This is a genomic window from Anaerococcus urinomassiliensis, assembly GCF_900128425.1.
GTDB lineage: Bacteria > Bacillota > Clostridia > Tissierellales > Peptoniphilaceae > Anaerococcus > Anaerococcus urinomassiliensis.
In genome coordinates this window covers 1,944,081-1,967,286 of record NZ_LT635782.1, presented here as the reverse complement: position 1 = coordinate 1,967,286, position 23,206 = coordinate 1,944,081, and the positions used below count along the sequence as shown (strand labels likewise).

The following is a 23,206-nucleotide window of genomic DNA, read 5'->3' as shown; positions in this document are numbered from 1 at the left end:
AACTATATATATTCGTAAGTCTTATCAAATTCATCCTTGTCGATTAGGTTGAAATCGACTGATATTATCTTATTTCCCACTTTTTTCACACCATATATCAAGATCAAATCATCTTTCTTGGCTGTAAGAAAGGTCCCCCGTAGATTTGCCTTGTAAAAAGAATCTGCTAAGTCAGGATTTATCATAAGTTTTTTCGTCTTAAGCAAGTATTTGATATTCACATCCTCAACATCCCCATAAGTCCAGCTTAAAACCTCCTGAGGATACTGGATAAAGTCATCCCCACCTATATGTATGTGATTGGATAAAAATCTATCTCTAGTATTTGGATAGGGCATATTAGAACTATCAATCTTAACGTAATCTCCAGCATAAGCAAGCTCTCCGACTCGGGCGGCCTCTATAGAAAAAACTTCATAATAGTCATCATGCTTTATTAATTTCCCAGATGCGATAAGCTCATCTTCCAAAGGGTTTTCTCTTCCCAACTCAAAAGCCTTAACGCAAACATTAAATTTTTTAACTTTTTTCATCTCAGCCTCATAATAATAGTTAATTACTATGCTTTATACCTACATTTTACCTTAAACTTTAATAAAGTACTGTAATTTAATATATAAATATATATAAAAAGGGTATTAAATCTTTGTAGGAGGAAATAAAGTCTATTTTAGTTTGACTTTTAATTTAGAATGATTATAATAATTAGTATAAATAATAAAAATAAAGGAGATTATTATGGCATTTATTGGTAAAACACTTCCAGAATTTAATTTAGACGCTTACGATCCAAAAAAGGACGAATTTATAACAATTTCAAACGAAGATTTAAAGGGAAAATGGACAGTACTACTATTCTATCCAGCTGACTTTACTTTCGTTTGCCCAACAGAACTAGAAGATCTTCAAGATAATTATGCTGCTTTACAAGAGCTTGGAGCAGATGTTTACGGTGTTTCTGTAGATACTCACTTCGTTCACAAGGCTTGGCATGACAACAGCGAGCGAATTAGCAAACTTGAATATCCACTAATTTCTGACTCTAACAAAGATTTAACAAGAGAACTTGATATCCTTGATGATTCAGGAAAGGCTCTAAGGGCTACATTCGTAATCGACCCAGAAAACGTGATCCAAACAGTAGAAATAAATGCTGATGGTATCGGACGTAAGGCTGATGTTAACATCAACAAAGTTAAAGCTGGTAAATACATTGCGAATCACCCAGGTGAAGCTTGCCCAGCTAAATGGGAAGAAGAAGGCGATGATATCCTAACCCCAGGTCTTGACCTTGTAGGTAAACTATAAGATTTGAGGATTTATAAATAAATGTTAGATCAAAATTTAAAAACCCAGTTAGCCCAATATCTTGACATGCTCAAAACAGAAGTCACTATTGGGCTTTCTGTTACTAATGACGAAAAAAGTAATAAAGTGCGTGGATTTGTAGAAGACGTTGCAAGTCTTTCCGACAAAATCAATATCGTAGAAAAAGACCTTACCTACACTCCAGCCTTTGAACTAAAAGGGGAAAAGGACCACGGGCAAATCATCTTTGCAGGTGTCCCACTTGGCCACGAATTCTCATCCTTTGCCCTAGCCCTCCTTCAAGTTGGGGGAATCGAACCCAGGATTGATGAAGGCACAAAAAAGAGAATTAAGGCTATAGATGATGTGCAAAACCTTGAAACTATAGTATCTCTATCATGCCACAACTGCCCAGAAGTTGTCCAATCATTCAATATCATGGCTATTCTAAATCCAAACATCAACCACACTATGATAGAAGGATCTATGTTCCAAGAAATTGCTGAAGACCGCGATGTACTTGCAGTTCCAGCAATCTTTAAGGATGGGGAATTTTTAGAAGGTGGCAAGCAAACTATGGATAGCCTCCTTGAGCTAATTGGATCTACGAGATCTTCTGATGACTTTGCCGAAAAAAAAGCCTATGATGTATTGATCATCGGTGGCGGTCCAGCTGCTGCAACAGCTGCAATCTATGCAGCTCGTAAGGGTGTATCTACTGGCCTTGTTGCCAGCGAATTTGGTGGACAAGTTGAAGAAACTCTTGGAATCGAAAATATCCCAGGTTTCAAATACACCGAAGGTCCTAGCTTCATGGCAAATATGAAAGAACAAGTAACAGCTCTTGGCGTAGATATCATGACAGGCACTCTTGCAAGTGGAGTTAAGGAAGTAGAAGGCTCAGCAAATCCTAGACTAGTAGAAGTTGAGCTTGACAATGGCGCAAAACTTCAAGCTATAACTGTTGTAATTGCAACAGGTGCTAGGTGGAGACTAATAGGTATACCTGGAGAGATCGAATTTAGAAACAAGGGTGTAGCATATTGTACCCACTGTGATGGCCCACTATTTAAAGGTAAACCTGTGGCAGTAATCGGTGGAGGAAACTCAGGCATCGAAGCTGCTATAGACCTTGCAGCCATGGTAGACCATGTAACAGTCCTAGAATTCTTACCAGAGCTAAAGGCAGACCAAGTCCTCCAGGACAAACTTTATAGCCTAGATAATGTTACGGTGCTCAAAAACGCCCAAACAACAGGCCTTTACGGTGACTCTAGACTAGAAAGACTAGAATACACAGATAGAGAAACAAACGAAGAACGCAGCATAGATGTTGAAGGTTGCTTCATCCAAGTAGGTCTAGTACCAAATACAGAATGGCTAAAAGATTCTGAAGTAAAACTTACAGACCGTGGCGAAATCCTAGTAGATAGCGAGGGTAAAACCAGCCTAGAAGGAGTCTACGCAGCAGGAGATGCCACAGATACAGTATTCAAACAAATAGTAATAGCAGCAGGATCTGGTGCAACAGCATCCCTTGGTGCCTTTAACTATTTGATGAGAAACTAAAAATATACATCAAAAAACGCCCGTCTGGGCGTTTTTTTGTTAGTTATTTAAAACAAGTCTGAATGTGTGCCTAGTCTTGCTAAAGATAGGACCATTATTTCATCTTTAATTTTATAAACCAGCAGCCAATCTGGTTCAATATGGCACTCCCTATAGCCTTTGTAATCTCCTATTAAGCTATGATCTTTATATGATAGATCTAATTTCTTACCACGGGATAATAAATCTACAATATGATAAAGTTTATTCAAATCTTTATTTTGCTTTTTGGCTAGCTTCAAATCTTTTTTAAATTGATTAGTATAAATGACTTCATATTTCATGATTCTAAAGCCCTAATCAAATCTTCCATATTATCGTAGCCTTTAACATTTGGGTCACTTAATAATCTTTCCGATTCCTCTATAGCGGCAATTGTTTCTGCATTAGGTACATCTCTTCTCACCTCAAATGGTATTCCTTGCTCTCTAATAGATGCTTTGACAAACATGGTAAGGGCCGTGGTCATATTTAATCCCAAGTCCTCAAACAATTCTTCAGCCTCTTTTTTAGTTTTTTTGTCAAGTCTAAAATTCACATTAGTTGTATCCATAAGCCCCTCCTTTTTTTACATTATACTTACCTAGTAATGGATTGTAAATAATTTTGCTTATGCTTTTAAATTGATATACACAATACTATGAATTTTTATTAAGCTCCATATAATAATGGTCAAATTGGGGAAATTTTTTAATAACAAAATCTGGTGCTTCCTTTTTTACAAAACCCATCTTCTCATAAAATCTGATGGCCCTCTTATTGTTAGGATTTGGATCTAAGGATATTATCTTTGCCCCATTCTTATAAGCTTTTTCAATTACAAAAGATAAGGCATAGTTAGCTATCCCTAATCCTCTTGCAAAGCTATATAATTTGATGCCAAGATCTGCTATATTGTCATGGTCAGTAAAGATGTTATAGTGGACTTCTCCACAATATTTACCATCCTTATAGATTGAGTAATGATTTGAATTAGCTTTCTTTGAGATTTGTGCTTCTAGCCAGCTATTCATTTGATCATCTGATTTTATAATCCCCTCTGGAATGCCTACATGGACCATGACTTCTTTGTCAGCCCACAACTTTTGTATATTTTTTAAATCATCTTTGCTTGTTTGTCTGATTTCTATCATTATCCCCCCATCAAATCTTTAATACTTTTACTATACATCTTCTGCTCTAGCTATGTAATTAGTAAGATTTGAACAAAAACTTAAAGAATTATCAAAATATCTTCAACGATTTATTTGACAAAGATAAAAAGCCAGTCTATAATCATAACAAGAAATAAAAACGTTGATGAGAAAAGTAGGTTTTTGAAAACTTTCCAGAGAGACTATGGTTGGTGGGAATAGTTAAGTGGCAGAAAACTGAAAATGGCCTCTAAGTTGGTTGTCCGAATATTTAAGACAATCCGTGTGCGCACGTTACAGCGATAGGGTATAAATTTGTACCTGATGAGTTATTAATTGTGAAATTGATATGAAATTAAGGTGGTAACACGAGTGACCTCGTCCTTTTTAAGGACGGGGTCTTTTTTGATTTTGCCTTTAAGCGTTTTATTTCTAAAATATATCAAATAAAGGAGCTAATTATGAGCAAAAGATTTTTGACAGTAGGATCGTTACTAAGAGAAGAAGAACTATTAAAATATAAAGATGAAATAAGGAAACGAGATGATATCACCTATCCATTTTACGATGACCTAAAAGGCTACAAAGAAGCCGAAGATAAGTCAGTAGCAGATGTAGTAAAATCTCAAAAAGACCACAACCTAGCACAAATAAGCGATGGAGAGCACTCCAAATCTCTTTGGCACCTGGACTTTGTATGGGGACTTAATGGAGCAGAAAGATACATAGCAGATACAGGCTATCTATTTAGAGACAAGGGCAATGAAGGGGTCTATGAAACAAGAAAAGATATAGGAATCAAATTTGTAAGCAAAATAAATGGCAAAAACCACCCATTCATTGACCACTTCAAAAGACTAAAAGAAGAAGCCGGAGATGCCCAAATCAAACAATGTATCCCATCCCCATCACAAATATATGGTGGAGAATCCTTATTTGGTGGACTAAAAGGCGGATACTACGAAGGCAAGGAAGAAGATTTTGAAAAAGATTTAATAGAGTCTTACAAGGACTTCCTAAAAGAATTCAAAGAAGTAGGAGGCGAAATCATCCAATTTGATGACTGCATATGGGAAATATTCTCAGATGATAACAAAAATTCACCAATCTCTAAAGGATCAGAAAAGCCATCTGAAGAAATAGCGCTTAAATTCATAGATATCAACAACGAAGTTATAGACTATGGCCACGAATTGGGACTAAAAGTTTACACCCACAACTGCCGCGGCAACTACCAGTCAAGATCAGCAAGTGACGGAACATACGAATCCATTGCCCACCTATTCTTGGAAAAACAAAACTACGACAGATTTTACCTAGAATGGGATGACGAAAGAGCTGGATCTATCGAGGCACTTCAAGCTTTCAAAGACCGAGATGTTGAAGTAGTCCTAGGACTTCTATCAAGTAAAACAAACACCATAGATGACAAAGAAAGAGTCCTAGACCTATTAGAAAAAGCAAGCAAGATCATAGACAAAGACCGACTCTACCTATCCCACCAATGTGGCTTTGCTTCATGTGATGAGGGTAACGAGCTAACAGTTGATGAACAATGGGCAAAGATTGACCAAGGCCAAGAAATTGCTAAGGAATTTTGGGGTGAATAAGATAGTAGAATCTGTAAGTATTTATAAAACAGAAGATTGCTAGTCCATCTAGCCACATAAATTATTAAAAATATACAATTATAAAAGGTGATGTTGCAGAATAGGTAAATCTATTCTGCTCATCACTTTTTTTCTAATATATTTATCTTAAGCCATTAGATTCTTTAGAATTTTATTGGATAAAATTTAATTTATCCACATTTTTTATAAAAATAGGTTCACTTAATAGAGCTTATAAAAATAATGTTTTTTTCTTAAGCAGCTTTGTATTTTATGATTTCTAAATCTTTATTTTCAATTTTTGATGCTAGTTTATTTAAGTTTAATGCCACTGATAAGAGGCAAATCTCACTTATTATATTTGCTTTTCCTCTATGATGAAATCTGTTGTAGTTTAGCCCTGATTTTATTTTGGAAAATGCTCCCTCAGCTTGAATAGACCTGTTTAGTCTTTCTTCTATTCCTTGGTCGGATATTATGTTTTCTAATGATTCTTTCCTATATTTTTGGAATGTTTCTGCTATGTAGATCCCTTTAGTTTTTTGACCGTCTTTGTTCCAGTCGAAGCACCTATAGACTTTACTCATACTGACATATCCACTTTTCTTAGTATCATACCTATCTTTGCATCTTACAAAGAATTTCCCTTCTAGTGATATGTATTTGTCTTGATTTTCATCATATATTAGGCTTTGTTTAAATTCTTGTTCTTTTTTATATTTTCGTGTTTTTGATTGTTCATAGTTTGATGGCTTTATGTAGGATGTTAAGTTATTTTCTGCAAGATATACATAGTTTTCTTCGCTTTCATATCCTGCATCTTCTACTACTTTGTCTAGTTTGTTTGGGTAACTTTTTAGTAGTTTTGTTAAGAATGGTTTTAGCGTATACATATCAGATGGGTGATGGGATACATTTTCTCCTATGATGAAGCCTGAGGCACTTGCTAGTTGAATGTTATATGCTGGCTTTAGTTGACCATTTCTCATGTGGTCTTCTTTCATTCTCATAAAGGTTGCATCATGGTCTGTTTTTGAGTAGGAGTTTCTGTAATCGCCCATTATTTCTAGATGTTTCTGGTAAGTTTCTAGTTTGCTTTTCCAATCTTTTAGCATTTCATACTCACGCTGAAGCTGATGTTTTCTTTTGCCTTGTCCAAATACAAAGTTGATTTTCTTTTCTATGCATTCTTTACTAACTTGATTAAATACTATTTTTACTACTTCTAATACTTGGCTTGCAGTTAGGTCTTTGTTTAAATTGAAGTGTTTTATTATTCTCATCCTTAGTTTTTCTTGCCACTTTTCTATGCTTCCTCTCCATACAAAGCTATATCTATTGGCGTAGGCTTCTATTTTTGTTCCATCTATGTATATACTTGATAGGTCTATCTGATTTTCTTCTATTAATATTTGGACCATTTCATTTAGTAGATTGGGGGTTAGATTTATTATTTTTTGTCTAAATCTATTTATTGTTGAGTGATCTGGTGGAGTTTGTCCATCAAGAAGATATTTTATTCTTAGATCATATTTGCATGATTTTTCTATTTCTCTTGATGTAAATATTCCTTCAGAGTAGCAGAATATTATTATTTGAAGCATTGTTACTGGGTTAACAGTAGGTTTTCTTCCAAATGATGAGTAGACTTTCTTTATTTCTGTTAGGTCTATCCTTTCAATTATATTTTTTACAAGCCTTAGTTTTATGTCATCTTGGATGTATACTTCGGTGTTAAAATTTAATTTTAATTGAATTGTATCATCAACTAGTGTAAAATTAGTTAATGATGATGTATTAATATTTTGTTTCATAAATACATTGTATCAGAAAAAGACGAGGATTTTTAGTTTCCTCGTCTTTTTTCTATGTTAGGACTTTTGCAACAGCCCCTTTCTATGATAATTTTTAAAAATTACTATACAATTATCTGTTAAACTTATTTTCCATTGAGTTTGCAATTCTTACTAATAGCAGCATTACTGGTACTTCTACCAAAACTCCTACCACTGTTGCAAGGGTTGCACCAGATGATAGTCCAAATAGTGAGATAGCAACAGCTACAGATAATTCAAAGAAGTTAGATGCTCCTATCATGCCACATGGAGCAGCTATAGAATAAGGCAATTTTGCAAAATATGCCATGCCAAAGGTTATAGCAAATATCAGCAAGGTTTGAAGTATAAGTGGTACTGCTATAAGAGCAATATTTAGAGGTTGATCGATAATTTTCATCCCTTGGAATGAAAATATAATTATCAAAGTTAGTAATAATCCAACCATAGTATACTTATCAAATGATGGGATAAATTCATTATTTAAGTAATCTTCACCCTTATTTTTTATCACATAGTTTCTAGTAATCATACTTAGGATAAGAGGAACTACTATAAATAATACGATTGATAAAAGTAGGGTCCCCCAAGGTATATTGATATTGCCTCTCTTTAGTAAAAAGCTTACTATTGGTATGTAGGCAATTAATATAATCAAATCATTACTAGCAACTTGGACTAGGGTATAGGCACTATTCCCTCTTGTTAGCTTACTCCATACAAAAACCATGGCTGTACATGGAGCTGCCCCTAATAAAACTGCTCCTGCTAGATATTCTGATGCTAGATTTTCGCTAATGATATTTTTATAAATACCAAAGAAAAATAAGCTAGCTATTAGATACATGGTAAATGGTTTGATAACCCAGTTGGCAATCCAAGTTATAAACAGCCCCTTAGGATTGTTTTTGATATTTTTTATACTGTTAAAGTCAATCTTTAGCATCATTGGATAAATCATGATCCATAAAAGTATGGTTGTTGGTATGGATACATTGTAAAACTCAAATTCTCCCAAAGTCTCTGGAATAGCAGGTATGAAGCGTCCAATTAAAACACCTATAACCATGCATATCAAGACCCAAAATGTAAGATTTCGTTCAAAAAAGCTTATATCTTCTTGTTTTTTCATTTATCTACCTCCTCATCTATTTCACTGATTAAGTCCTTTAATTTTCCTTCGATTTCATCTATTACTTTGATAAACTCTTCATCAGACTTGCCTGTAGGATCTTCTATCCCCCAATCGTATTTCTTGTGCTTAAAAGGAAGTATAGGACATACCACATTGCAACCCATAGAGATAACATAGTCTACTTCAGGTAGGTCATCTATGAGTTTGGAATATTGGTCAGCTTCCATATCTATTCCGTGTATTTCTTTCATAAGTCTGACTGCATCTTGGTTTATCTGATCTACTAGCTCAGTTCCAGCAGAGTAAAAGTCTATTTTCTCTCCTGCAAATTTCTTGCCAAGGGCCTCAGCTATCTGAGACCTGCAAGAATTGTGAACGCATATAAATGCAACTTTTGTTTTTTCTGTCATATATACCTACTTAATTAATTTATCTAAATTAGAACCCTTAATCTGATCACTAGACCATGGGATTATTGTGAAGTTTCCATCTGCACGTTTATCAACCTTATTTATCCATTCTAGCTCACTGTTAGCCTTAGCTTCTAAGGTCTTGTTAGTAGAGCCAGTTTTATATATAGATGAATTTATAATCCACCACTTGCTATAAATTCCCGCTCTCTTTAGGTCTTCTTCAAGCCTTGCAGACTCATAGAAGGGAGTAGGTTCAGCAAGGGTAACAATTAGGACTTCTGTTTCCTCACTATTTTTTAGTCTAGGTAGAAGTTTTTTTGCTGACTCTGGAACATTACCTTGGTTTTTTTCTATCTCTTGGTTGTAGGATTCTGTCGAATCTAGGAGCATAAGTGTATGGCCTGTTGGAGCTGTATCTATAACAACGATCTCATTATCCGCCTTATCCACCACATCTGCAAAGGCTCTAAATACAGCAATCTCTTGAGTACAAGGAGAACGCAAATCTTCTTTTATATACTCCAAGTCATCATCAGACATAGTTTTTTTAGCATTTTCTAAAACTTCTTCTTGGTATTTTTTAAGCTCTTCTTCTTCATCTATATGGCTTACAGTTAATAAGTCATCTTCTTCAATCATTCCAGTCAAATGGTTGGCAGGGTCAGTTGTAGTTAGATGGACTTTTTGTCCCTTATCAGCAAGTCCCTTGGCAATGGCAGATGCTAATGTGGTCTTTCCTACACCACCCTTACCCATGGTAAAGATAACTTTTTTCTCATTTTTGTGTAAGTCATCTATGATATCTTTTAAGCTAGGGGTTTCATCTATGCTAAGATCTAGATTACTAGTATAATCCTTATCTTCAACTAGCAAAGATCTTAAATTTTCGATGCTATTTAAGTTGTATCCCCTAAGTGGTATAAAGTATGTTTCAAGATCCTTAATGTCATCTGGCATCGCATCTAAAAATTCTTTTTGCTTCTTATAAAAAGCTTTAGAAACTTCATCATCATAGGCACTTAAAAGTCCATTTATGATAAGGATTTGATTTTTAATGCCTAGTTCTGAAAGTTCATGAGATGCTCTATTTGCTTCAAGAAGAGGAGTCTCCTCAGGTCTTGCAACTAATACTAAGCTTGTAAGACTCCCATCAGCTAAGGTTTCCACAGCATACTTATATGTTTCCTTCTCATCTTCTAGGCCTGATAATTGACCTAGGCATGAAGCTCCGTGGGTGGATTCGCTGATAAAGTTAGTCCAAGCAGAAGGAAGTTGGAGCATCCTTAGAGTATGGCCTGTTGGAGCAGTATCAAATATTATATAGTCATATGCATCCTTTAGGTCTGCAGCAGTTATAAACTTAGAAAATTCATTAAAGGCAGCTATTTCAACAGTACAAGATCCAGATAATTGCTCTTCCATATTTTCTATTACACTAGTAGGTAACTTTCCTCTGTAGGGACCAACTACGCTTTCCTTATACTCATTAGCAGCTTCTATAGGATCAAGGTTAATAACAGTAAGACCTGCCACACCTTCTATCCTCACACCCTTATTATCAAGCTCAGTCTCAAAGACATCTTGTAAATTTGAAGCAGGGTCAGTGCTGATTAATAGAACATTATTTCCCTTATCAGCCAGACTTATAGCACTAGCACAGGCTGTAGAAGTCTTTCCTACTCCTCCCTTGCCAGTAAAAAATAAATATTTTGTCAAATCAATATGGTTGATATCAAATTTTTCCAATTGTATCCCCCTTAGTTAGTTCAAAACTCCAACTAGCATCCACAGGATCCGCCACATCCACAAGGGCCAGCAGCTTCCTCAGTTTCATCTATATCATCATCCAATAATAACATTTCATAAAATTCTTCATTGCTAGGATATCTACGAGTGATAACAACCTCATCATTTATCATAGTAATAGGAAGTACCTCTTCGCCATTCTCATTTAAAAACTTATTCACAATCTTGTTATCCACAAACTCATTTGTATCATTGGTCAAATTGTATCTAGTAATGTTAGCTCCATTTTTTGTCAACCTATCAACAATTGTAGAAACTCTCATAAGTTCTTCATCAGGGCTTGGTCCACAAACACCTGTTGAGCAACACATAGGGCCTTCATATATATACATCTTCTTCATAAAAATCCTCCTTAAAATTAAAATCATCCTATAATTGGTAAATCACATATAGACATATTTAAATACTTCTATATGTTAGAGAAAAAATATTTGCTTTGGATCTACTCCTTACAAATACAATCATCTTGGATATTAAATATAAGACTTAAACCATCCTCAATCTCATCCAAACTAGCCTTATCCAAAAAGTAGTAGGTATTCTTACCCTCTCTCCTGCTAGAAACAAGACCAACCTCTTCAAGCTTTCTCATATCATGAGATAAGGTAGGCTGAGTAATATCAAATTTCTCAAGTATCTCACAAGCACAAAGCTCATCACAAGATAACATATCAATAATCCTAAGCCTCTTAGGATCAGATATTACCTTAAGCTTCTTAGCTATATTTTCATAATCAACTGCCATAATCCACCTCATATAGAAATCTTTCTATATGTATTATATTAAGGAATTTATATTTGTCAAATGATTGGTAAGGGGGGTTTGAGAATATAGTAAAACTTATCCCGGCCCAAGCTAAAATACTCATTCTAAAACCCACCTGAAAGCCTTTTATTTATTGGTTTGTGGGTGAGTTTATTTTTTTTTAAACTTAGCATATCCGGAGATTAATGAGCTTTATGGTAATTAATTGAAAAATCTAGATTTATTCCGGATTTTTATGTGATGAATTGCAACTAATACTGCGACACTTAAATCAAACTAAGTTCGTGCATAAACAAATCAAATGGAGTTTGATATCCTAGACATTTTCTAGGTCTAGTATTAAGCTCCATTAAATTACTTATTAACTCATTAACAGATATTTTAGATAAGTCTGTCTTCTTAGGATAATATTCTCTTAATAAACCATTAGAATTTTTGTTACTGCCTCTTTGCCATGCTGAATATGCATCAGCAAAATAAAAACTTATACCTCGTTTTTCAACATCTTCATAACAAGCAAATTCTTTGCCTCTGTAAGATGTGAAAGTCTTTAAAGCTTCTAATGGTAAAGATTTAATTAGTTTGTCAATTGCTTCTAGCATAGAGTTTTTACTTCGATCTACCATAGGTAAGGCTATGTAAAATCTAGTTTTTCTTTCTACAAATGTTGCTATGCAACCTTTACTTTTACCTCTAGATGACACAACTGTATCTAATTCCCAGTGACCAAAAGTATTGTTTTTTTAACTTCTTTAGGTCTTTTATTTATTGATTTACCAATGTTAAATCTACCTCTTGTTTCTTTGGCTTTTCTTGATTTTCCTTTTCTTCTTAGTTTGGAAATATCAAAGTCTATAATTCCTGAATAAATCCAATTATATATTGTTTTAAAGCATACAATATCTTTACATACAGTGTTTGCAATTTGCTCAGGAGACCACTTCTTATGGAGTTTTTCAGATATGGATTTTATGATATTGTTATCAGCTTTTGCCTTTCTGCCTTTAGATGATGATTTTTCAATCTTATCTTTTTCGGCATAGATAGCTTCATAATTATTATCACACCTTTTTAATTCTCTAGATATTGTGGAGTGATGAAAATCTAAAATTTTCGCTATTCTTCTAGAAGAATAGCCCTCTTTACTTAGTACCTCTATCTTATTTCCATCATTTATGGTAAGAAGTTTATAGTTCATATTAACCTCCGCGTGTGTTTTTGTAGTTATTAACATTTTACACGAAGTTAGTATGAGTTTTCTATTTTATTCTAGTGTCGCATTTAATTTTACAACTTATCATTCATAAAAAGCGACCTAGTCATTAGAATTTCCTAGGTCGCTTTCACTATAACATAATCTAAGTTCTATTTTTTCTTTTTTAATCTTGTTGCAAAATATTTAGCTTTAATCGAATCAGTTTTTCAACTATCTCGTCTGATATACGCCATTCTCTCTTCGTCAATTGAAAATAGTACTTTGATATTTCTTTTTGAATATCTCCAATTGTCAAGCTCTCTAATTTTCTAATGTTTAGTGCAAAGAAATGATCTATGGCGTTTTCTTCCTCAGGTTGTATACGATTCTTTATAAGAACCGTCTCATATGTTTCAATCCCATATCTTTGGGTTATTTCATCAATCACATTCATAATCCAAGATAATTCTATTAATACTTCTTCGTTAAAATTCTCTTTTATTAGCCCTGCCATTATGGTTAACCTCTTTATAGCATCCATTCAAGTGCCATACGAATCCAAATAGCTGCCTGTCTTCCAACAACATGAGTTAACTGATCCTGTACAGTTTCCCAAACCACTAAAGCATTCGCTATATTATTCGCAATCACTAGAGTCGGCACTGTTTTTTCTGTCTCTATTTTATTTATACTTATTCTTGATGTTCCACCCACTCCCCCTTTGGTTAATTTAAATTAAACATAATTATTTTTATTTATCAATAGTTTTCGTTAGCTATATCTAATTTTCTTTTTGTTTTTTGTCGGTTACACCTGTTATAGTTCCTACACCTGAATCTGACAGCGATGTTTTGTTCTATTTGGCAAGCTCATATCATCGCCTACTTCCCCATAGATACATTTCCTTATATAGAAATATTTCTATATGTTATTTTACCAGGGACTAGGTCGCTGTCAATTGGGAGTTTTATAAAAATATAAAAGGGGCTGTTGCAAAATAGATAAATCGTTCCTATATCATTCGAGCACCCTCCCAGAAAGTTTGGCCTCCATGAGCCGACGGGCTAAATCTCAAACTTTCTGGGAGTGCACTCCAATGATGGAACGTTTGATATCTATCAATTTGCAACAGCCCCATTCTTGTAATCATATCACTTGTAATTAATTTTTAAATATATTTTAATTTATATAATTTAAATTATTATAATTGATTTTGTAACCAGTTTTGTTCACCGATTTTTTCAATTAATTCTAATTCATTTTCGCTCCAAAGCTTATCTTCTTCTTCATCTTCATAATATGCTCTTAGTAAGTCGTATGTCTTTGGTTCAGACATTGAGCCGTTTACTAATTCTAATAGCGGATTTTGCGCTTCTTTGGATAATTCTAAATCGAATTTTATAAATTCAATAGGATCCTTATATATTGGCATAGCTTTTTTATCTTCAAGCTTTACTTCTCCACCAAGATCTAAAATTCTTTGGGCAAATTGTTCTACAAATCCAATTTCTTCTTGAGCGTGTCCATTGTACTTTTCTCTTAGTTTAGTGAATCCTTGGTCTTCAAATACAATAGCTTGTAATCTATGTTGTTCTGCATATTGAGATAACTGTGTTACAATGCCTTGTAAGCCTTGTATTAATTGTTCTTTATCCATAATATCCTCCAATTGTATTATAATATTTCCGAATCGAGCTTTTGTGTATAAAAATGTTATTCTCCCACAACTATAATTAATAAGGTATTAAAAAGATATCCTTTTATAAATTTCTTATAAGCTATAATTCATGGAGTAATTACTTAGTTATACATCCATCATTCAATGGTTATCTTGTTGTGCTCACTATACTAGTACCATTATAAACTTCAAGTATTTTTTATATATTTTTCATAAATAATTATATATAAAACAATTGGTTGTTAGTTTAATAGTAAATCTAATATTATCATAAGGGTATATAAGCAAATCCTTATAAAAATATAGGTTAACAAGCCTTACTACCTACCCGCATAGTCTATATTTGGGAAAGCCTCGATAGTGTATGCTGGGAAGTGGTATTTGACATCTGATACTACTTCTTCCAGTAGCTCTAACCTATCTTTAGCATCTAGACTTATGATGACATCAAACCTGATTTCCTTATCTATCTCATCTACATACAAGCCATGGAGGCCATCTATATGCTCGTGAGAGAAAATTATTTCTCTAATCTCATCCTTTATGTTTATAATCTTACGGTTGCTTTTATTAATAGGATAGGCTCCTACTGCAGTGAGGATGATGTTATGCTTGTAGTAGACTTCTAGCTGAATATCTCTAATGATTTCATCAAATTCTTCTGCTGTGTAGGTCTCTGGCACTCCTATATCGATAGACCCATTCCAGTCGTTGGGACCGTAGTTGTTAAGTACAAGGGCGCTGGCTCCTTCTACTCCTGGGAAGTTTTCAACTGTTTTGATTACTACTTGGGCTAACTCTGGGTCAATTTTCTCTCCCAAAAGTTGTGATATAGTTTTGCTTAGCATATCTATGGCAGATTTTATAATGATAATTGATATAATTGCTCCCAAGTAGGCTTCTAGGGAAATATTAAACATTACAAAAATGCCTGCGGCTAGGAGAATTGACAATGATACTATAGAGTCAAGCTTGGAATCCTGGCCTGAGTTTATGAGAGAGTCGGACTTGACCTCTTCTCCTACCTTTAGGAAATAGTGGGCTATGACTAGTTTTACTCTGACAGATAGGCTTACTATGATAATACTCATGAGGCTATATGATGGCTCTATGGGATTAAATATTTTCTTTACTGCTTCTACTAGGGATGTTATACCTACGTATAGGATGATGACTGATATCACCATAGCGGATAGGTATTCTATCCTACCATAGCCAAAGGGGTGCTTGTTGTCAGCTTCTTTGCCGGCAAGTTTTGTTCCGACAATAGTTATAACAGAAGATCCTGCATCTGATAAGTTGTTGACTGCGTCTACCAATATAGCTATGGAATTTGATTTCATTCCTATAAATATTTTAAATATTGCAAGGACTGCATTGCCAATGATGCCAAATATGCTAGTTTTTATAATTTTATTTTCTCGTTCTTTTTCTAATTGGTCTAGCTTCTTAAAATCTTCAAATCGTTTCAATTTATTAACTTTCTACTTACTGTATAATTATCATTTTTGTTTATAAATACTATACTGTTTTGCTCTAATAATAAAAATGTGCGCTTTTACTTGTCATAAATCAAGTGATTACAAAATTAATAATCATAAATAAATTTAGCTATGTCATAGCTATCATTTTTGGATAGATATCCTCCAGCAATTGATAAATATTCTCTTATCTTTAAAAAATGTTTCTTAATATAAATCTTAAACTATAGCTAATATGGCTATTTTCTGCTTTTATGGAGGTTTATTTCCTAACAAAGTCACTTTACTTTTGTAAAATATTAAATTCTTGTTATAATTAGATAAGAGATAGTATTTGAATGCAAAACTATACTCTTACACCATTTTTATTTTAAAAAATTGAGCTTATATATTTAATGAGACTCAAAATACAGTGTTTATTAGGCATGCTATTTTTGTTTTTTGTTAAATTATAGACAATTATAGCGTGCTTTTTTTGTTAGGAGATGATATTTGGATAAAGATTGATTTGAGCTTTACTTTTTATTATAGAAGGCATCAAATTGTTTAATAATTTTAAAGATAATACTAGATTGTATGGTGTTAAGTGCTATCTCAATTTATATTGTCGGATTTTTTCGATAAATTTTGGAGGTAATTTTGAAAATAGCTGTACTTGGTGCAGGTGCTATGGGGTCTTTGTTTGCTTGTTATTTGTCAGTAAATAACGAGGTTTTTCTTATTGATCACAAGATAGAAAAGATCGATAAGATTAATAAGGACGGCATAGAGCTTATTGAAAATGACAATTCTAGACATTTTTATAATATTCCTGCATATATGTATGATGAAAATTTGCCTAAGCCCGATATTATTTTTTCTTTTGTAAAATCCATCAAAAATATGGAGGCTTTAGAAAATATTTCTCATCTGATTTCTGATGATACTATTCTTGTAAGCCTACAAAATGGTTATGGTAATGACAAAGATTTGGAAATGTTTCAAGATAAAAGCCATGTTGTGATTGGCTCTACTACCCATGGTTCAACCATTCTTTCTTATGGGAAAGTTTTTCATGCTGGTAGTGGGAAAAGTTTCTTGGGCGAAAATGATTTTAACAAAGACAGTCTAAATATTGTAAAAAAAGTTCTCATCGATTCTGGTTTTGACCTTGAAATTAGTCAAAATATTGAAAAATTGATGATTGAAAAGTTGTTCATAAATATTGGCATTAACGCTATTACAGCTCTTGCTGATAAGGAAAATTCTTGCATATACAAAAATTCTCATGCCAGAGAGATGTCTAAGCTTCTGGTTAGTGAAGCTTGCCATATTTTCAACTTATATGGATATGATTTTGATAAGGAAGAAATTTTTGATAGGGTTATTGAAACCGCAAAGAAAACCGGGAAAAATACTTCTTCAATGAGGGCTGATCTCTTGAAGAAGAACGAGAGCGAGATTGATAAAATCAACAAAGTTATTGTCGATAAGGCTATGGCGAAGGGTATAGCTTGTCCTTATAACGAGGCTATAACATTGTTGATTAAGGCTAAGGAGGAAAATATATGAAAAAGAAAATGTCTATACTAGACTTCAAAAAGTACAAGGAAGAGAAGAGAAAGTTTGCTTATGTAACAGCATATGATTATACTATGGCATCTATTGTTGATGAGAGTGATGTGGAGATTATTTTGGTTGGGGACTCTTTGGGCATGACCATGCTTGGTTATGATTCTACAGTTCCTGTTACTGTTGATGATATGATCCACCATGGAAGTGCTGTTGTTAGGGGAGCAAAAAATACTTTTATTACTGTTGATATGCCTTTTGGTTCTTATGAAATTTCCAAGGAAAAGGCCGTGGAAAATGCTGTGAGAATTTTTAAGGAAACTGGCTGTGATTGTGTAAAACTTGAAGGTGGAGTGGAATATGTTGATACTATCAAGGCAATAATTAATGCTGGTGTTCCTGTGATGGGCCATATTGGCCTTACTCCTCAATCTTCAACCATGCTTGGTGGTTTTAAGGTTCAGGGAACCACTAGAGATTCTGCCAAAAAACTAATCGATGATGCCAAGGCCTTGGAAGAAGCTGGTTGTTTTTCTATAGTTTTGGAATGTGTTCCAAGTGTTGTTGGCAAGAAGATTGCTGAAAGTGTTTCTGTGCCAATATTAGGAATTGGTGCTGGAAAAGATGTAGATTGCCAAGTTATAGTTTTACAAGATATGCTTGGTATGTATCCAGATTTTAAACCAAAATTTGTAAAGATATTTGCCAATGTCAGAGAAGAAATGTTAAAGGGTCTTAATGCTTACCACGATGAGTCTGTAAGCGGCCAATTCCCAAGTGAAGAATATTCTTTTAATAGGGATGTTGACTTAAGCGATTTATAATAAATGTTAGAAAACAAGGGACTGTTGCAAAATAGATAAATCGTTCCAATATCATTATGGCACCCTCTAAGAAAATTTGGCCTCCATGAGCCGGCGGGCTAAATCTCAAATTTTCTCAGAGTGCACCCCAATGATGGAACGATATATATCTATTGATTTGCAACAGCCCCTATTTGTTTTCTCTTTTGTAGCCTACATTTAGGGCTTCTAGGGTATGTCCGTGCATCTTTTCTTTTAGGTTTTTATCTTCATCTACGAAAAAGGAGTAGAGAAGGTCTACCATTACTGATAGGGGGAATTGGGGACTGATTACATTGCCGTAGTTTAGGTGTTTAAGTGATGGTACTAGGACTATTTCGTCGCAGTAGTCTTTTAGTTCAGTCCTATTTTGTGAGCTGATTAGAACAGTTTTGGCCTTTCTCTTGTGAGCTTCTTTTAAAAAGTATAAGACTTCTTCTGTTTCACCGCTTATGCTTAGACCTATGATTAGACTATTTGCTGTGTGAAAGACAGCTCGCATCTTCATCTGGTCAGCATCTGTGATGGAGTCTATGTTTACCCCTATCCTCATGAACCTAAGTTCCATCTCGTTTGCTGCAAGACCTGATGATCCCTTACCACATACGAAGACCTTATTGCTACTATTAAAATAGTCTATGACTCTTTTGATTTGATTTTCGTCTATTAGCGAATATGTTTTGTTCAATAGTTCTTGGTAGGTTGTCAGTACTTTGCTCACGTTTTGGGTGATGACTTCTTGTTTTACAACAAAATTTTGCTTGTACTCGTAGATAAATTCCCTATAGCCTCTAAATCCACATTTTTGGGCAAATCTTGATAGAGAGGCTTCGGATACAAATAGTTTTTCTGCTAATTTTTTGGCTGCAAAGTCTCCCTTTTTATTATTGTGAATGAAAAAATCAGCTATGTTTTTCTCTACTGGGGTGAAGTTTTCATAATTTGATTCTATATTTTCAATAACTGATTTTCTGCGGTAGTCTATGGCTGACCTCCTTAATTGTTTTTGTAGTTATAGAAAGCCCCCAGCATACCTGCGGAGTTTCTGTGTTTGGCAAATTTGAGGCTGATTTGCTCATATATAGGCTTGGCCAAATTTTCTTTTAGCTTGCTATCTATTATGTCATAGAGGTAATCTTCCTGGGCCATTATGCCCCCTCCTAGTATTACTGTATCTGGGTTTAGTACATAGGAGATGTTTGCTATGCCTATGGCTAGGGCTTGGCACATTTCATCTATGGCCTTGGTGCAAATAGGATCAGACTTCTTGGCAAGGTCAAAGATCTTTTTGCCATCCCAATCTTCTATGCTCTCGTTTTTTTCTATGGCCACTTTTTCCACTAAGCTTTTGGCTGAGCCAAGGGATTGGAAAGTTCCATTTTCTATTTTCATATAGCCTACTTCTAGGGCAGAGCCTGATACTCCTTGGTAGACTTCTCCATTTATTACAGCACAGCCACCAATGCCAGTTCCTATGGTTAACATGAGGGCAATCTTGCTATCCTTACCTGCTCCTGATGTGTATTCGGCAAGGCCTGCACAGTTGACGTCATTTTCTACTGAAGAGTTGAGGCCAAATTTTTCCTTGATTGGTTTTTTGAAGTTTGTTCCTGTGTAGTTTGGTATGAGATCTGAGGCATAGCGAATGGATCCTTTTTCCCTGTCGACCATGCCAGCTGTGGATATGGCTACAGCCTCTATTTGATGATTCTTTGTGTAGTTTTCTATGATTTTTAGGACCTTGTTTAGGATCTCTTCGCCACCTTTTTGGGCTTGGGTTGGCATTTCGTGGTTTTCAATTATGGTCCCATCTTCGCTTATTAGACCGTATTTGATGAAAGTTCCACCTATGTCTATGCTTATGTATTTTTTCAAGTCTTTCTCCTTGTTTTTATAATTGACAAAAAGGCATTATGCCAGAGCACATGCCTTTTTAAAGATTAAATCTTTATTTTAAATATTGCTTTTTTGATTTTTTGAGAATCATTTACTGCTATTGCTGTCATATGACCATCATTAGGGTAGCAGATTAAAAAGTCTCCCTCACTTAAAACTACTGATGAATTTTTGTTTCCTTCTATCTTTTGGTAGTCATCTTCTTTGATATAATCACCCAATGTCATATTTTTTAGGAAATTAAGGTCTATTTGCTCTTTTCCATCCAAGAGAAGATGAAGGTCTATATAATCTTTGTGAGCTTCCCAGAACCTATTTTCTGGATTTGTAGTTTCATATTCTACTAAATTTACAAATAGTTTATCACCTTTTATGTCGTGGCGTCCAGGCTTGTATGATTTTAAATCATTGGCCTTGGCATAAACGAAGCATTCTTTGATTTTTTCTTCTAGAAAATTATATTCGCTCAAGTTTGTAATATTGCCAAATATCATATTATTACACTTCCTTATATACTGTTGAGTTTGCTGGTGGGATGAATTTTTCTTTTTTGACCTTGTTGTAGATGACAGATCCTAGAAGGCCTACGACAAGTGACACTGCAATTGATATCATAGAGTATGACCAGAATGATACTTTGGCTGGGTCAACAAAGTATTTGATATATACCATCACACATGAAGCGACTATGAAAGCAAGGCTTGCTCCAAATTTGTTGGCAACTTTTGTAAAGGCACCTAGGATAAATATTCCAACCAAGATTCCTAAAACTAGTCCCATAAATCCGTTGAACCATTCGTAAGCTGATTTGACTCCACCATGAGCTAGTAGAATTGATACTACTATGGCAAATATACCTACCAACAGTGAAACTCTTTGGCCTATCTTGGTTTGTTTTTCAAAGGTCATGTCTTTTTTGTTGAAAGTTGATTGGATGTCTAAGGCCCAGCTTGATGCAACTGAGTTTAGTCCTGTTGATAGGGTTGATTGGCTGGCTGCATATATGGCTGCTAGTAGGATACCTGTAACTCCTACTGGAAGTTCGTAAGCTATCCAAGATGCAAAGATTTGGTCTTGTTGGGCACTTGGTGGTAGTGGATTACCTTGGCTTTGGTAGAAGACATATAGTCCTGTACCTATTAGGTAAAACACAGTAGCTATGAATAGGGATAAGCATCCATTTGTTATCATCATCTTTCTAAGTTGTTTGGAGTCGTTTGTTGTTGTAAATCTTTGTACTATATCTTGGCTTGATACATAGGATCCTATGGTGTTGATACCAGCTCCAAATATTAGTAAAAACACGCTATCTTTTAGGATATTTGCATCAAAGATTGGTTGGTCAACAGCCAAAAACTTGTTGTTGGCAAATAGTTCGTAGTTTATTGCCCCAAGGCCACCATCTATGTTGCTTACAAGATATATTAGTCCAAATGTTACACCTATTAGGAGAACTGAGCCTTGGATGAAGTCTGTCCATAGTACTGATTTTAGTCCACCTGTATATGAATATATGATAGCTATAACCCCCATGATTATAATCAATAGGTCCACGCTAATACCCATTAGCTCTGATAGAACCATACAAGGTAGGTACATGATAATGGACATTCTACCGATTTGATAGATTATAAACATGATTGCCCCTAGGACCCTGAGGCCCTTGGATTGATATCTGATTTCTAGGTATTGGTAAGCTGTGTCTATGTCTAGTTTGCTGTAGATAGGTAGGAAATATTTTATAGTAAATGGTATAGCTATAAGCATTCCTAGCTGAGCAAACCACATTATCCATGTGCCAGCATAAGAGTTACCAGCAAGTGATAGGAAGGATATTGGGCTTAGTAGGGTAGCAAAGATAGAAACTGATGTTACCCACCATGGGATTGATCCATCGCCTCTGAAGTATTCCTTGCCCTTCATTTCCTTTTTGGAAAAGTGAAGACCAGCAAAGAGAACTGCTCCAAGATATGCTATAAGTATGATTAAGTCAATAGTTGTAAAACCCTGCATATGATATTTCCTTATACAATGTATTTCTCACGAGCTTTATTAATCATGGCAGCTGCTTCTTTTACTATAGCTTGGTCAGAATCTATAAGTCCTGCTAAAGGTTTTCTTACAGAGCCAAGGTCTAAGTTTTCATTTTCTTTAAGTATAGCCTTGATAACTGCATACATATTGCCATGGCCTGATACCATCTTGTAGATGATAGCATTGATGTCATATTGCATATTTCTAGCTTCTTCTAAGTTTCCATTTATTAAATGTTCGTTCATCTTTAAAAATAGGTCTGGCATAGCTCCATATGTTCCACCGATTGCACCTTCTGCACCGATTAGACGGCCTGAGATAAATTGTTCATCTGGACCGTTGAAAATGATGTAATCTTCGCCAGCATCTTGCTTGAACATTTGTATGTCTTGAACTGGCATTGATGAGTTTTTCACGCCTATTACTCTAGGATTTTTTCTCATTTCTGCAAATAGGCTTGGTGTAAGTGCAACACCTGCTAGTTGTGGGATGTTGTAGATTACAAAATCTGTGTTTGGAGCAGCAGATGATATGTCGTTCCAATACTCTGCAATAGCATATTCTGGTAGTCTAAAATATATAGGTGGTATAGAAGCTATGGCATCTACTCCAAGGCTTTCTGCATGAGCTGCAAGTTCCATAGAATCTTTTGTGTTGTTGCAAGCTACGTGGGCAATAACTGTTAATTTGCCTTTTGCTTCTTCCATGACATTTTCTAAAACGATTTTCTTATCTTCAACGCTCTGGTAGATACATTCTCCAGAAGAACCGTTAACATATACTCCCTTAACGCCTTTTTCGATAAAGTATTTGGTAAGATTTCTCACTCTTTCTGGGCTGATGTTGCCTTCTTCATCATAGCAAGCATAAAATGCTGGAATTACTCCCTTGTATTTGTCTAAATTTCTCATATTA

23 protein-coding genes, 2 pseudogenes and 1 other annotated feature are annotated in these 23,206 nt (G+C 34.7%); of the genes and pseudogenes, 5 read left to right on the top strand and 20 right to left on the bottom strand.

Annotated elements, in window-relative coordinates:
- Positions 1–2: 2 nt before the first annotated feature.
- The gene (locus BQ7474_RS10285) at positions 3–533 is read right to left on the bottom strand and encodes a hypothetical protein (protein WP_073998756.1); all 531 of its coding nucleotides are present in this window, start codon (positions 531–533) and stop codon (positions 3–5) included.
- Positions 534–738: 205 nt separating this feature from the next.
- Here BQ7474_RS10285 and BQ7474_RS10280 point away from each other — a divergent pair, with 205 nt between their 5' ends.
- On the top strand, positions 739–1,308 hold the full coding sequence (locus BQ7474_RS10280; protein ID WP_073998755.1) for a redoxin domain-containing protein: 570 nt from the start codon (positions 739–741) through the stop codon (positions 1,306–1,308).
- Between the two features lie 21 nt (positions 1,309–1,329).
- Positions 1,330–2,877, top strand: a complete 1,548-nt coding sequence (ahpF, locus tag BQ7474_RS10275) for an alkyl hydroperoxide reductase subunit F (protein WP_073998754.1) — start codon at positions 1,330–1,332, stop codon at positions 2,875–2,877.
- Positions 2,878–2,924: 47 nt separating this feature from the next.
- Here ahpF and BQ7474_RS10270 read toward each other — a convergent pair whose 3' ends face one another.
- The 3 genes from BQ7474_RS10270 to BQ7474_RS10260 all read right to left on the bottom strand — a co-directional run bounded on the left by BQ7474_RS10270 (position 2,925) and on the right by BQ7474_RS10260 (position 4,049).
- Positions 2,925–3,200 carry a type II toxin-antitoxin system YafQ family toxin gene (locus BQ7474_RS10270; protein WP_073998753.1) on the bottom strand — a complete coding sequence of 92 codons (276 nt, stop codon included), beginning with the start codon at positions 3,198–3,200 and terminating at the stop codon, positions 2,925–2,927.
- Positions 3,197–3,469, bottom strand: a complete 273-nt coding sequence (locus BQ7474_RS10265; RefSeq protein ID WP_073998752.1) for a type II toxin-antitoxin system RelB/DinJ family antitoxin — start codon at positions 3,467–3,469, stop codon at positions 3,197–3,199. The genes BQ7474_RS10270 and BQ7474_RS10265 overlap by 4 nt, the downstream gene beginning before the upstream one ends.
- 85 nt (positions 3,470–3,554) lie before the next feature.
- The gene (locus BQ7474_RS10260; protein WP_082187930.1) at positions 3,555–4,049 is read right to left on the bottom strand and encodes a GNAT family N-acetyltransferase; all 495 of its coding nucleotides are present in this window, start codon (positions 4,047–4,049) and stop codon (positions 3,555–3,557) included.
- Between the two features lie 154 nt (positions 4,050–4,203).
- Positions 4,204–4,438, top strand: a binding site (T-box leader).
- A gap of 72 nt (positions 4,439–4,510) precedes the next feature.
- Between BQ7474_RS10260 and BQ7474_RS10255 the strand changes: the two genes are divergently transcribed.
- The gene (locus tag BQ7474_RS10255) at positions 4,511–5,659 is read left to right on the top strand and encodes a cobalamin-independent methionine synthase II family protein (protein WP_073998750.1); all 1,149 of its coding nucleotides are present in this window, start codon (positions 4,511–4,513) and stop codon (positions 5,657–5,659) included.
- A 254-nt stretch (positions 5,660–5,913) separates the two neighbouring features.
- On the opposite strand, the gene BQ7474_RS10250 is transcribed toward BQ7474_RS10255, so the two are convergent.
- From BQ7474_RS10250 to BQ7474_RS10200, 10 genes and pseudogenes are all read right to left on the bottom strand, one after another.
- Entirely contained in the window at positions 5,914–7,473 is a 1,560-nt protein-coding gene (locus BQ7474_RS10250; protein ID WP_073998749.1) for an IS1182 family transposase, read from the bottom strand.
- Positions 7,474–7,585: 112 nt separating this feature from the next.
- Positions 7,586–8,626, bottom strand: a complete 1,041-nt coding sequence (arsB, locus tag BQ7474_RS10245; protein WP_073998748.1) for an ACR3 family arsenite efflux transporter — start codon at positions 8,624–8,626, stop codon at positions 7,586–7,588.
- Complete coding sequence (locus tag BQ7474_RS10240; RefSeq protein ID WP_073998747.1) at positions 8,623–9,039, bottom strand: arsenate reductase ArsC; 417 nt, start codon at positions 9,037–9,039, stop codon at positions 8,623–8,625. Before BQ7474_RS10240 ends, arsB begins: the two co-directional genes overlap by 4 nt.
- Before the next feature lie 6 nt (positions 9,040–9,045).
- The gene (gene arsA, locus BQ7474_RS10235; RefSeq protein WP_073998746.1) at positions 9,046–10,788 is read right to left on the bottom strand and encodes an arsenical pump-driving ATPase; all 1,743 of its coding nucleotides are present in this window, start codon (positions 10,786–10,788) and stop codon (positions 9,046–9,048) included.
- Positions 10,789–10,820: 32 nt separating this feature from the next.
- Positions 10,821–11,189, bottom strand: coding sequence for an arsenite efflux transporter metallochaperone ArsD (gene arsD / locus BQ7474_RS10230; RefSeq protein WP_073998745.1), 369 nt, complete (start codon positions 11,187–11,189; stop codon positions 10,821–10,823).
- A 101-nt stretch (positions 11,190–11,290) separates the two neighbouring features.
- Positions 11,291–11,593 carry an ArsR/SmtB family transcription factor gene (locus BQ7474_RS10225; protein WP_073998744.1) on the bottom strand — a complete coding sequence of 101 codons (303 nt, stop codon included), beginning with the start codon at positions 11,591–11,593 and terminating at the stop codon, positions 11,291–11,293.
- 287 nt (positions 11,594–11,880) lie between these two features.
- Positions 11,881–12,812 (bottom strand): annotated as a pseudogene (locus BQ7474_RS10220) (IS30 family transposase).
- Between the two features lie 181 nt (positions 12,813–12,993).
- Positions 12,994–13,323 (bottom strand): hypothetical protein, encoded by a 330-nt coding sequence (locus BQ7474_RS10215; protein ID WP_073998743.1) that lies wholly within the window; start codon positions 13,321–13,323, stop codon positions 12,994–12,996.
- 687 nt (positions 13,324–14,010) lie between these two features.
- A complete protein-coding gene (locus tag BQ7474_RS10205) occupies positions 14,011–14,466 on the bottom strand; it encodes a ferritin-like domain-containing protein (protein WP_073998741.1) in 456 nt (151 codons plus the stop codon).
- 341 nt (positions 14,467–14,807) lie between these two features.
- Complete coding sequence (locus BQ7474_RS10200; RefSeq protein WP_073998740.1) at positions 14,808–15,959, bottom strand: cation diffusion facilitator family transporter; 1,152 nt, start codon at positions 15,957–15,959, stop codon at positions 14,808–14,810.
- 648 nt (positions 15,960–16,607) lie between these two features.
- Here BQ7474_RS10200 and BQ7474_RS10195 point away from each other — a divergent pair.
- Together BQ7474_RS10195 and panB are read left to right on the top strand one after the other, a co-directional pair.
- Positions 16,608–17,519, top strand: a complete 912-nt coding sequence (locus BQ7474_RS10195; protein WP_073998739.1) for a ketopantoate reductase family protein — start codon at positions 16,608–16,610, stop codon at positions 17,517–17,519.
- The gene (panB, locus tag BQ7474_RS10190; RefSeq protein WP_073998738.1) at positions 17,516–18,343 is read left to right on the top strand and encodes a 3-methyl-2-oxobutanoate hydroxymethyltransferase; all 828 of its coding nucleotides are present in this window, start codon (positions 17,516–17,518) and stop codon (positions 18,341–18,343) included. The genes BQ7474_RS10195 and panB overlap by 4 nt, the downstream gene beginning before the upstream one ends.
- 169 nt (positions 18,344–18,512) lie before the next feature.
- Here panB and BQ7474_RS10185 read toward each other — a convergent pair whose 3' ends face one another.
- The 6 genes and pseudogenes from BQ7474_RS10185 to BQ7474_RS10165 all read right to left on the bottom strand — a co-directional run bounded on the left by BQ7474_RS10185 (position 18,513) and on the right by BQ7474_RS10165 (position 23,202).
- Positions 18,513–19,082: a MurR/RpiR family transcriptional regulator gene (locus tag BQ7474_RS10185; protein ID WP_235821515.1), complete on the bottom strand. Its 570-nt coding sequence runs from the start codon at positions 19,080–19,082 to the stop codon at positions 18,513–18,515.
- Positions 19,083–19,130: 48 nt separating this feature from the next.
- Positions 19,131–19,313 (bottom strand): annotated as a pseudogene (locus BQ7474_RS11025) (MurR/RpiR family transcriptional regulator); the annotation flags it as partial.
- A 44-nt stretch (positions 19,314–19,357) separates the two neighbouring features.
- Positions 19,358–20,236, bottom strand: coding sequence for an ROK family protein (locus BQ7474_RS10180; protein ID WP_073998736.1), 879 nt, complete (start codon positions 20,234–20,236; stop codon positions 19,358–19,360).
- Positions 20,237–20,301: 65 nt separating this feature from the next.
- Positions 20,302–20,751: a NanQ anomerase/TabA/YiaL family protein gene (locus BQ7474_RS10175; protein ID WP_073998735.1), complete on the bottom strand. Its 450-nt coding sequence runs from the start codon at positions 20,749–20,751 to the stop codon at positions 20,302–20,304.
- Positions 20,752–20,755: 4 nt separating this feature from the next.
- Positions 20,756–22,270: a sodium:solute symporter family protein gene (locus BQ7474_RS10170; RefSeq protein WP_073998734.1), complete on the bottom strand. Its 1,515-nt coding sequence runs from the start codon at positions 22,268–22,270 to the stop codon at positions 20,756–20,758.
- Positions 22,271–22,281: 11 nt separating this feature from the next.
- Positions 22,282–23,202, bottom strand: a complete 921-nt coding sequence (locus BQ7474_RS10165) for a dihydrodipicolinate synthase family protein (protein WP_073998733.1) — start codon at positions 23,200–23,202, stop codon at positions 22,282–22,284.
- Positions 23,203–23,206 lie beyond the last annotated feature (4 nt).